Origin of the sequence: Turicibacter sanguinis (genome assembly GCF_013046825.1) — a bacterium.
In the GTDB taxonomy this organism is placed as follows: Bacteria; Bacillota_I; Bacilli_A; order MOL361; family Turicibacteraceae; genus Turicibacter; species Turicibacter sanguinis.
On the sequence record NZ_CP053187.1, the window covers coordinates 598376 to 609633 of the forward strand.

An 11258-nucleotide genomic window follows, 5' to 3' on the forward strand; every position below is an offset into this window, starting at 1 on the left:
TAAAATACTTAAATAACAAAAAAAGAATAACAAAGCAATTGCTGCTTCATTATTCTTAACTAGATAAAAGGAGTTGAATGGGAGTGTTTGTTTTTATAAGCAAAGAATATTTTAATATTCATCCTCATATAAATACCAATTTGCTTTTGCTGATTGATCTACCTTTGCATAAGTATTCTCATTTACTTTAGTGTCACGCCCACCAAAAAGAGTTTCAAACACTTCACCAAAATATGATTTAAATTGTTTAGTTTGAAATGCCTCTTGTGTTGTCTCCATTGCTGTATATTGAGCATTCCAATGATCGTCTGATTCCTCAGCTTTAGTTGCACTTGGACCTAAACAAAGATCAGGGTTCATAAAACACCACCAATTGTTACCAAGACCATCACCGATTGTAATAACTAAACTTTCATAGTAACCTGCATCATAAGTTGCTCCGTTGTATTGTTTTTCCGGAAATAAATGTGCACCATATGAAACCTCGAACTCTTCATCATAATTGATAGTATCTAAAACATAAGCTACTGTTTTTTCAATCTCACCAATATTTTCAACAATAAATTGTCGAGTTGAATCAATCGTTTCAAAATATGTTTTATTGTTTGCTAAATATTCATCAATAGCAAATCGAACCATTTTCTTAGCTTGTTGATCTTCATATTTATTTGAATTAGGAATAATACGAATTCTAATTGCTGTATCATTCACTGTCACAGTTTCCTCTGCATATGTTGTTTTTGTTTCAGTTTTTCCTATTTGGTATACTACTACCATCATAATTAAAGTTATTGCTACGATAATTTTTGTTTTGTTTGTCATCTCAAACACCATCCCTTTCGCTGATAACTCAGTATGGATGATTTTTTTAAAATTATACATCTAACTTTATTTTTTTAAAACTTTTTTTATTTCTTCTTCTGAAATAGCACCTTGGCGTAAAATAACTATCTCACTTTGCGTGCAATCTAAAATAGTAGATGGTACTTTCTCCATCGTCTCTCCATCATCAATAACAAACTTCACACGAGAGATAACTGGATTCGAAGTTTCTATCATTGTCGGACTAGGTTCTCCAGAAATATTAGCACTCGTTGTAGCTAAGGGCCCGACCTTCTCTAGCAATTCAAGAGCCACTGGATGATTTGGAATACGTAATCCAATTGTCGATTTTCCACGTGTAATCTCATCTGCTAACTCCAACTTTGTATTCAATATTAGCGTCAATCCTCCAGGTAAAAAATTATCCACAAGCACCTTAACCTGTTGATCTAGTGGTCCAACAATCTCCTCCATCTGCATAACATTCGCACATAAAATAATCAGTGACTTATCTGTCGGACGATTCTTCACCTCAAAAATCTTATTCAAAGCAATGGGAGAATGAATATTAGCCCCAATTCCATACACCGTATCAGTTGGAAAAACAATGACATCATCTTCATGAAGTTGTCCTATTATTTCAGATAGCTGTTCCTTTTTAAAAATCATTCATATTCCTCCTACAAAAAGGAGGATGTCTAAAGACATCCCCATTCTATACATTACTTACTCTATCATCATAATTAAAGATAGTATTCTCTCTTTGCTAATAATAACTAAGAGAACATTTGATTTATTTCATCTTAAGCAAGGTTCACCCCCGCCCACTAGCGGAGGAAAGCTAAGAGCTCTCTTCGCTCGCTTTCATCTTAAACGAGGTTCAATCTCTTACTTTATATCTCCCCAGTGGTTGAGGAAATCTAGCTTCGCTAGCCTGGGTCCCCCCGCCCACTAGCGGAGGAAAGCTAAGAGCTCTCTTCGCTCGCTTTCATCTTAAACGAGGTTCAATCTCTTACTTTATATCTCCCCAGTGGTTGAGGAAATCTAGCTTCGCTAGCCTGGGTCCCCCCGCCCACTAGCGGAGGAAAGCTAAGAGCTCTCTTCGCTCGCTTTCATCTTAAACGAGGTTCAATCTCTTACTTTATATCTCCCCAGTGGTTGAGGAAATCTAGCTTCGCTAGCCTGGGTCCCCTCGCCCACTAGCAGAGGAAAGCTAAGAGCTCTCTTCGCTCGCTTTCATCTTAAACGAGGTTCAATCTCTTACTTTATATCTCCCCAGTGATTGAGGAAATCTAGCTTCGCTAGCCTGGGTCCCCCCGCCCACTAGCAGAGGAAAGCTAAGAGCTCTCTTCGCTCGCTTTCATCTTAAACGAGGTTCAATCTCTTACTTTATATCTCCCCAGTGATTGAGGAAATCTAGCTTCGCTAGCCTGGGTCCCCCCGCCCACTAGCGGAGGAAAGCTAAGAGCTCTCTTCGCTCGCTTTCATCTTAAACGAGGTTCAATCTCTTACTTTATATCTCCCCAGTGATTGAGGAAATCTAGCTTCGCTAGCCTGGGTCCCCCCTACTTATTTATAATAATTGTCATACGGTCTTTTCCGTTTAGGTCTTTTAATGTTTCAAATTCTGCATTTGGGAAGTGTTGTTTCACAAGTTCAGCCATGGCTTCTTTGTGATTATAAGCATGCTCAAATGCAATAATATTTTTCTCATTTACCACTTTATGAGCATCTTTTAAAATTTGACGATAGAATTTTAATCCATCTTCTCCACCAAATAAAGCTAAGTGTGGTTCATTATCTTTCACAAGTGGATCCACATCTTCAGTTAATGGAATATATGGAGGATTTGAAACTAAAATATCAAACTTTAATCCACGTTCAATTAAAGGTTGTAACATATCCCCTTGATAGAACGTCACATTAGCTCCTAAATTAGCAGCATTTTTCTTTGCCACTTCTAAAGCTGCCTCAGAAAGCTCAGTTACTGTCACTTCCATATTTGGCTCTTCAACCGCTAAAGTAACACCAATTGCACCACTACCTGTTCCAACATCAACGAGTTTAACTGCTGCCCCATCAAACACATCATCATATGTTGATAAAACATTAGCTACTAACTCTTCCGTTTCAAAACGAGGAATTAATACGTCATCATTTACGATAAATTTATGACCAAAGAACGTTTCATAGCCCATAATGTGTTGCACAGGGATATTTTGCTCCACATACGTTTTAACACTACGTTCAAATTCTTCAACTTGTTCTTGTGGCACTTCCATATTCATATCAGCTAAAATTTCGTAACTCTCTTTCCCAGTTACATGCATTAATAATAATTTAACAGCTGAATCTTCTTTTCCATTTTCAAGGGCATAATCTTCAGCCCACTTTAACAATTCGCGCATTGTTTTCATTTTTATCACCGTCTTCTTAAAATCAATCCCATTTTACTCTAAATTCTATAAACATGCAAATCATTTATTTATCCCAATTCAAAACATCCTGATTAATCAGATCGACCATTCTCTATCAATACGCACTATTTTCTCTATATTTATTCACTTCTTTATTCAAATAGCCTTGTGTATAAATGACTCTATATCTTTTAAAATATTATTCTCTTCATTTCTCTAAAATCTTTATCCTGGCCATCACCATTTCATTCGCCTAACATATATTATATTAGATGCAGCAATAAATGCAGTATTTAAGCATTATTGGAACCATATTTTAGAATTACTAAAAAAATATCTTAAAAAAACTTATTTTTTTTACACAATATACGTTTAAAATTCACAGTATAGGTTCATACTATAATTGTCCGTAAGACGAGAAACTTACGGGTATACTCTTCCCCCCATATAAAACTTTATTTCATTACTCATTTCTCTCCCCAATTTTTAAAGTTTTATTTTTCATACTCTCTCCTTATAATTCTCTCCCAAAGTATTTTAATACTTTAAACTCCCTCGTGAAAGCAAAGACTTTTTCCGAGCTTCCCTCTTTTCCCCCAAAGAGGTTCGAGGGATAGATGAGAATTTACTCCCCCCAGTGAATTCTCATCACTTGAACACTGTAGAGGTCTCCCCCCCTCTACAGTCTCCTAATTTTAAAAAAGCGCCCCTCCCCCGGGCGCTTTTTTAATACTTATTTACATCAAAAAGTATTATTTTAATCCAATATAATTAAATTTTAAATTTTTTTGTATTTAATGTTTAAAAATAATTATAACTGCCTATACTATAATTGTCCGTAAGACGAGAAACTTACGGGCATACTCTTCCCCCCATATAAAACTTTATTTCATTACTCATTTCTCTCCCCAATTTTTAAAGTTTTATTTTTCATACTCTCTCCTTATAATTCTCTCCCAAAGTATTTTAATACTTTAAACTCCCTCGTGAAAGCAAAGACTTTTTCCGAGCTTCCCTCTTTTCCCCCAAAGAGGTTCGAGGGATAGATAAGAATTCACTCCCCCCAGTGAATTCTTATCACTTGAATACTGTAGAGTCTCCCCCCTCTACAGTTTCTCTCCTAATTAAAAAAGCGCCCCTCCCCCGGGCGCTTTTTATTATGTCAAAATAAAAGGGTACTTTAAACTTAGAGTACCCTTTTATATATAAAAACTATTCTTGATGAGCTAATTTACGTTTTTGTTCTTCCGTAATTAACGCTTCAATAACTGGTTCTAATTTACCTTCCATAACGCGATCTAACTGTTGAATAGTAAATCCAATACGGTGATCTGTTACACGGTTTTGTGGATAGTTATATGTACGGATTTTTTCTGAACGCTCTCCAGTACCAATTTTTGAACGACGCTCTTCACCTTCAGCTTCTAAACGCTCTTGTAAAATTGAATCATAAATACGAGCTTTTAATACTTTTAATGCATTCGCCTTATTTTCATGCTGAGATTTTCCATCCTGACATGATACAACGATTCCAGTTGGAACGTGAGTTAAACGTACTGCAGATTTCGTTGTATTTACAGACTGACCACCAGGCCCTGATGAACAGAATGTATCAACACGGATATCATTCATACTTACTTCAATATCTACATCTTCTGCTTCTGGCATAACTAATACAGTTGCTGTAGATGTGTGGATACGTCCTTGAGATTCAGTTGCAGGAACACGTTGTACACGATGAGCTCCTGATTCATACTTCATGTGAGAGAACACACTTTCACCTGAAATCATAAACTCAACTTGTGACATCCCTCCTGATTCAGAATAGTCAACGTTCATAACTTGAATTTTCCATCCTTTTAACTCAGCATACTTCGTATACATACGGTATAAGTCTGAAGCGAAAATATTTGCTTCATCTCCACCTGCTGCTCCACGAATTTCAACGATAACGTTTTTCTCATCATTTGGATCTTTAGGAATTAATAAAATTTCTAATTGTTGCTCAAGCTCTGGTAAACGAGGTTTTAATTCCTCTAATTCCATTTCAGCCATTTCACTGATTTCTGGATCAGAATCTTTAGCCATTTCTTTTAAATCTTCAATAGAACTTGCAATATTTTTATATTCATTATACACATTAACTGTCTCTTCAAGACCACGTTGTTCTTTTGATAACTCAGTTAATTTTTTAATATCAGTAACGATTGCAGGATCTGCCATCATCTCATTAATTTTTTCATAACGCTCTAAGATTGCCTCTAAACGTTCAAACATAAGTTGAATCCTCCTCTATATATAAACAAAAATGTTTTCTAGCCATAAAACATCAGCCTTAGTTGCTAAATCTTTTTGGTGCCAAGACATCCTATAGTCCAGCCAAAAGTTTTCAACTGCACAAAACTTATCTAGAATTATATAATTATCCATTCCTAATTATAATATAAGTCTTTGCTATCGTCAAAATGTGTTATAAATGTACAACGTTTTTATTTACAAATAAAAGTCAGAGTTAAAAAACTCTAACTTCATAGTATCTATATTTAATCCATATCTTTAAACAAGGTTATATTACAAGTCTGGGACACTTGCTCCTTCTGGTACAAAGGCTAGATTTTCGAAGCGGCTGATTTCTTTTCGGAATGCTAATTTAATTGTTCCGACAGCACCGTTACGGTGTTTAGCGAAAATGACTTCGACGATATTATCATTCGTTTCAGGATCCTTTTTATAATAATCTTCACGGTATAAGAAGGTTACGATATCGGCATCCTGCTCGATACTTCCCGATTCACGTAAGTCAGACATCATTGGTCGTTTATCTTCACGACTTTCAACCTGACGTGATAACTGTGATAAAGCGATAACCGGAATTTTCAATTCACGGGCCATCTCTTTTAACATACGCGAGATTTCCGATACCTCTTGTTGGCGGTTCCCACCATTAGATTTACTTCCCGATAATAACTGTAAGTAGTCAATAAGGACTAATCCAAGACCTTTTTGTTGATGTAGTTGACGACATTTAGCGCGTAACTCCCCAACTCTGATACCAGGTGTATCATCAATATAAATTCCAAGACCACCTAATACATCAGTGGCGATTTTTAATGAGCGCCAGTCAGCACCTTCTAAGTTCCCCGTTTTCAAACGGTGTGCCTCAATTCGTCCCTCAGCACTGACAAGACGAGAAACTAACTGGTCGGCCCCCATCTCCAAACTGAAGATAGCGACATTTACATTATTTAATTTTGCCACATTTTGTGCAACATTTAAGGCGAAGGCTGTTTTCCCCATCGCCGGACGTGCTGCTACAATAATTAAGTCATTATTTTGTAATCCTGATGTAATATCATCTAAGGCCGTATAGCCGGTTGTTAACCCCGTTACCTCTCCAGTTGATTGTGATAACTTTTCAACATTTTTAATAAAATCGACTAAGACATTATTAATCTCTTTAAAATCAGACCCTTGATTCAAACGAGAAAGGCCTGAAAACTTTTGTTCTGCTGCATCGATTAAATCCTGAGTCGATGTCTCAGGACTATAACCTTGTTCAATTAATTCTTGGGCTCGATTAATAATTAAACGTGAAATCGACTTTTCAAGAACCATATCGATATAATGATCGGTATGAGCAGTCGTTGCAACACTCTCATAAATGGTTAAGATATACTCAACGCCACCAATTTCTGAAATACGCTTATGATCCTGTAAAAAAGCCGTAACAGTTGTTACATCGACCCCTTTATTTTGCTCAAGCAACGTTAACATCGCTTCATAAATAATGCGATGACGATGATGATAAAAATCATCGGGCTGTAACTTTAACTTTACATCCTCACATACCTTTTCATCAAGTAACATCGCACCAAGAATCGCTTGCTCAGCATCAGTGCTATGTGGCATGTGTCGGTTTTGCGTTTCTAGCATAGACGTGACCAACCTTCATCTTCTAATTATTTTTCTTTGATTTGAACATTAATTGTTGCTGTTACTTCTGGGTGTAAGTGAATTGGAACTCGTGCCATTCCTAAACCACGAATTGGTTCCTCTAAATCCATTTTACGTTTATCTAATTTAATTTTAAATTGTTTTTCAAATTCTTCTGCAATTGCTTTAGTACTAACAGATCCAAATACACGTCCGTTATCTCCAGCTTTTACTTTAACAATAACTGTTTTTTGTTCAAGATCCGCTTTTAAAGCTTTCGCTTCTTCTAATCTTAATTCAGCCTGTTTTTCTTCTTCAGCTTGTTGTTGCTTTAATTTATTCATATTTGCTGGTGTAGCATCAACAGCTTGTTTATTTTTAATTAAAAAGTTTGCAAACCCATTAGGGAAATCTTTAACTTCTCCACGTTTACCTTTACCTTTAACATCAACTAACATAATTACTTTCATGCCTAGTCACCACTTTCTTCTAATTCTTTTTCAATTGCATCTTTTAACATCAACACAGCTTCTTGAGTATTAATCCCTTTAATCTGAGTTGCTGCATTATTTAAATGGCCACCGCCACCTAATTGTTCCATCAAGAGTTGAACATTAATATCTCCAAGTGATCTCGCACTAATTCCAATATGTTGATCATCAATACGCGAAATCACAAATGATGCCTTAATATTTTGAACATTTAATAACTCATCTGCAGTCTGAGCAATTTGAACTTTTTCAAGTACCATCTCATCATCTGCTGGCGCGATAATAAACACATCTTTGAAAATCTCCGCACGTTCGATTAAATGCGCTTTACTATAATAATTTTCAAGCGGCGTACGTAGAAGCTGTTGTACTAACTTCTCCTCTGCCCCTTTTTGTTTTAAAATCGCAGCCGTTTCATAAGTTCGACGTCCCGTATGATATGAAAAACGTCTTGTATCTACAATAATTCCCGCAAGCATAATCGATGCTTCAAGCGACGACATCTTAATTTTTTGCGAGTAATAATCAAACATATCCACTACTAATTCAACAGTTGAAGATGCGTATGGTTCTGCAAACGAGAGCACAGATTCAATCACATCGACCCCTCTACGATGATGGTCGAATACCGCAATTTTCTTCGCACGTTGTAAAAGTAATGGTTCAATTACCATTTTTGGATCTTGCGTATCGGCAACAACAAGTAACGTATTTTTCGTCATTAACTCTAGCCCCATCTCAGATGAAATAAAATAAGGCCTTAACTTCTCATCTTGCATAATGGCAGCGACGAAATTTTTAGCTGTTTTATCTAATTCTTCTTCTTTTAAAACAATATACGCTTCTCGTTTCGAGGCAATGCTCATACGAAGCAATCCAATACTTGCTCCAATTGCATCGACATCTGGATAACGATGTCCCATAATAATCACACGTTCACTATCACGAACCAAACGTTCATAAGCTTGTGCATTAACACGCGCTCTTACACGATTACGTTTTTCAACTGGATTTGTTTTTCCACCATAGAATAAGAACTTATCGTCACTTGCAATTTTAATAGCAACCTGATCACCACCACGACTTAAGGCTAAATCTAGCATATAATTCGCACGCTGACCAAGCTCAGCAAAACTTTCATAGCCTGTTGCTAAGCCAATACTAATAGTTAACAACATCTCTTTTTCTTTTGCCGCTTCACGAACCTTATCTAAAATAGCAAACTTCTTATCACGCAATTTCTGCAACACTTCAAAAGACATCATCATCACAAAACGGTCACTTGAAACTGTTCGAATATAAATATTATTTTCTTCAGCCCACTGCATAATAATAGAAACTATTTTTCCATAAAATTCACTTTTTTCTTGTTCTTTTAAATTATGGATAACTTCATCGTAATTATCCATAATGAGTACCCCAATAACCGGTTGTTCATTCACATACTTCTTACAAAGATCTGTGAACGGTGTATTATCCGTTAAATATAACAAGCGCTCATCACGATGATGTTCTACTAAATATGTTTTATCTTTAACCGTAATTTCAAAAACAGCGCTCTCCCCTAAAACCTTATCATACAAAGCTTCACTCATCGTTTGTAAAGGAAGATCATGTAAATCTGCACCGAAAATTTGTTTTGCAAAACCATTAAACCAGACCACTTCATGAGCTTCATCATATAATAAAACTCCAATTGGTAATTCATTAAAAACAATCTCACCTGCATGCTTCACACGATAGCTAACTGCTTCAATTCGCTTTTTAGTATCTAACTTATAATGATAATACGCATTAATCTTATAGATAGCGTCTCCTACAAAGTACAAGAAGATGATTAGTGAAATCACATCTGACTGAAAATAAGCATAAACTCCTGAAACAAGAATAAATAAGCTCGATACAGTAATATAGCCAAGGTGTTCTTGATATTCATCCAACCATTTCCGAACCTTCTTCACTATCGATACACCACCTTTCACTATACCCCTTTTATCTCAAAACGTTTTCGATAGTCAAACAATGCATCCATCATTCCAATCAATGAAACAAACATAACTAAGTTTGATAAAATGGCGAATACAACAACCATAATGCCTAAACCTTTTTGATTTCTTGATTTAAAGAACTGAATAGCCACAATAATTCCTTGAATCATAAATAAAGTGTTTAAAAGCATTACCACGTTTAATAAAACAACTGTCACACCACTATTTCTAACAAAAGCCATCGCAAACTGTGAAATAATCAATAAAATAGCAAGCTTTGCTCCAAGTTGAAACTCAGAAATAGGCTGTGAAACTGGAGTTTGAAGATGCATGCGTTTTAACACAAGAGTCGAAACCTTGTCGCTTAAAAAAGCTTGAATTGCACCCATAATTAACAGCAACGTTGGCATTACCATTGGAATAACCGTCTGCATCATCTCTTGCATCGAAGTCAATTGCTCCATACTTCCTTCAGGCATCACACTTCCAACTTGATCAAAAACACTAAACATCTCATTCATCGTCTGTAAAAACATTTCCGAAATGCTTAATTTGGTTAAGACATAAGTCATTAATGGCATAACTACAACAAACACAATTGATGCATTCAAAATACGATTCCAATAAGGCCACTTTTTAACAATTCCAATTCCTAAAAGAGCACCTGTTATACCATAAAGAAGCGTTGTCATTAAACCATAAACAGATCCAATCAAGTACGTTCCAATCGTACATCCAAGCAACAATAATAGAATATCAGACACCTTCTGACTAACCACGCTATAGATAATGAGGGGAATAGGTAACAGAAGTGTCATGATACTTGGTAAAATTCCGACATTATATAAAATAAAAAAAACTAAGTAAATGGCCATCATCATTGCTGCATTTACTAGCGACTTTGTCTTCATCAAAAGACCCCCTTCTAAACGTTGGCTATCATGAGTATTATACCACATAACCCAAATTTTAAGAATTATAAAAATACGTTACTCCTATTATGGCCTTTTTACCGATAAATCAAGCACTTTAAAAATAATACACACTTTTTTAAAAAAATATAGAGAACTATTCCTTTTGCTCATGCAAAAAAGATGCTCTAGAATAAACTATTATTGTGATAAGGAGTTAGAAAACAAGAAAACAACTTATCACACCACTAGAATAGCAATCATCGAAGCACTACACTAATTCTTATAACAATAGCCATCAGCAAAATATTTGATGCACCCTATCAACTCGAATCTTAATATTAAGCCTAGTGATTTATTGATGAAGAACAAAGTGTCGCTAGTACCTCAAATAATTTTATTAACAAATATATTCCTATCCATTACTTAACTTTAAGTGCGACATCTTACTAATTACTTAACCTCCATCCATTCCAAACCCTATATCCTTTCATTCAAAAAATTCCTTTAACATCTTTCCTTTCAACTAAACTACAGTCTTTTAAAAACTATCGCGCTTAGTTCTCATCAACCTTCAATATTCTAAAAGTTTGTCTCATTGCACTATAGTTTCACTAAACTCATTCATATCAAATTATCAACTCCACACTATTTATTCATATACATTCTTAACCTCCATCCACTACACCATTTTAA

General features: G+C 35.5%; 8 protein-coding genes. All 8 read right to left on the minus strand.

Translation table 11 applies throughout. The features are described from left to right. Positions 1–111 precede the first annotated feature (111 nt). Positions 112–822 (minus strand): stage II sporulation protein R, encoded by a 711-nt coding sequence (locus HLK68_RS02955; protein WP_006784595.1) that lies wholly within the window; start codon positions 820–822, stop codon positions 112–114. 66 nt (positions 823–888) lie between these two features. Next, entirely contained in the window at positions 889–1491 is a 603-nt protein-coding gene (locus tag HLK68_RS02960; protein ID WP_132942579.1) for an L-threonylcarbamoyladenylate synthase, read from the minus strand. Between the two features lie 896 nt (positions 1492–2387). After that, positions 2388–3239 carry a peptide chain release factor N(5)-glutamine methyltransferase gene (gene prmC, locus HLK68_RS02965; protein ID WP_006784593.1) on the minus strand — a complete coding sequence of 284 codons (852 nt, stop codon included), beginning with the start codon at positions 3237–3239 and terminating at the stop codon, positions 2388–2390. Between the two features lie 1212 nt (positions 3240–4451). Continuing rightward, on the minus strand, positions 4452–5516 hold the full coding sequence (prfA, locus tag HLK68_RS02970; protein ID WP_132942580.1) for a peptide chain release factor 1: 1065 nt from the start codon (positions 5514–5516) through the stop codon (positions 4452–4454). A gap of 294 nt (positions 5517–5810) precedes the next feature. Further along, positions 5811–7172: a replicative DNA helicase gene (gene dnaB, locus HLK68_RS02975; protein WP_006784591.1), complete on the minus strand. Its 1362-nt coding sequence runs from the start codon at positions 7170–7172 to the stop codon at positions 5811–5813. Positions 7173–7198: 26 nt separating this feature from the next. Continuing rightward, a complete protein-coding gene (gene rplI, locus HLK68_RS02980; protein ID WP_006784590.1) occupies positions 7199–7642 on the minus strand; it encodes a 50S ribosomal protein L9 in 444 nt (147 codons plus the stop codon). Between the two features lie 2 nt (positions 7643–7644). After that, positions 7645–9624, minus strand: coding sequence for a DHH family phosphoesterase (locus tag HLK68_RS02985; RefSeq protein ID WP_009606137.1), 1980 nt, complete (start codon positions 9622–9624; stop codon positions 7645–7647). Between the two features lie 20 nt (positions 9625–9644). Next, positions 9645–10562 carry a DUF2232 domain-containing protein gene (locus HLK68_RS02990; protein ID WP_006784588.1) on the minus strand — a complete coding sequence of 306 codons (918 nt, stop codon included), beginning with the start codon at positions 10560–10562 and terminating at the stop codon, positions 9645–9647. Positions 10563–11258 lie beyond the last annotated feature (696 nt).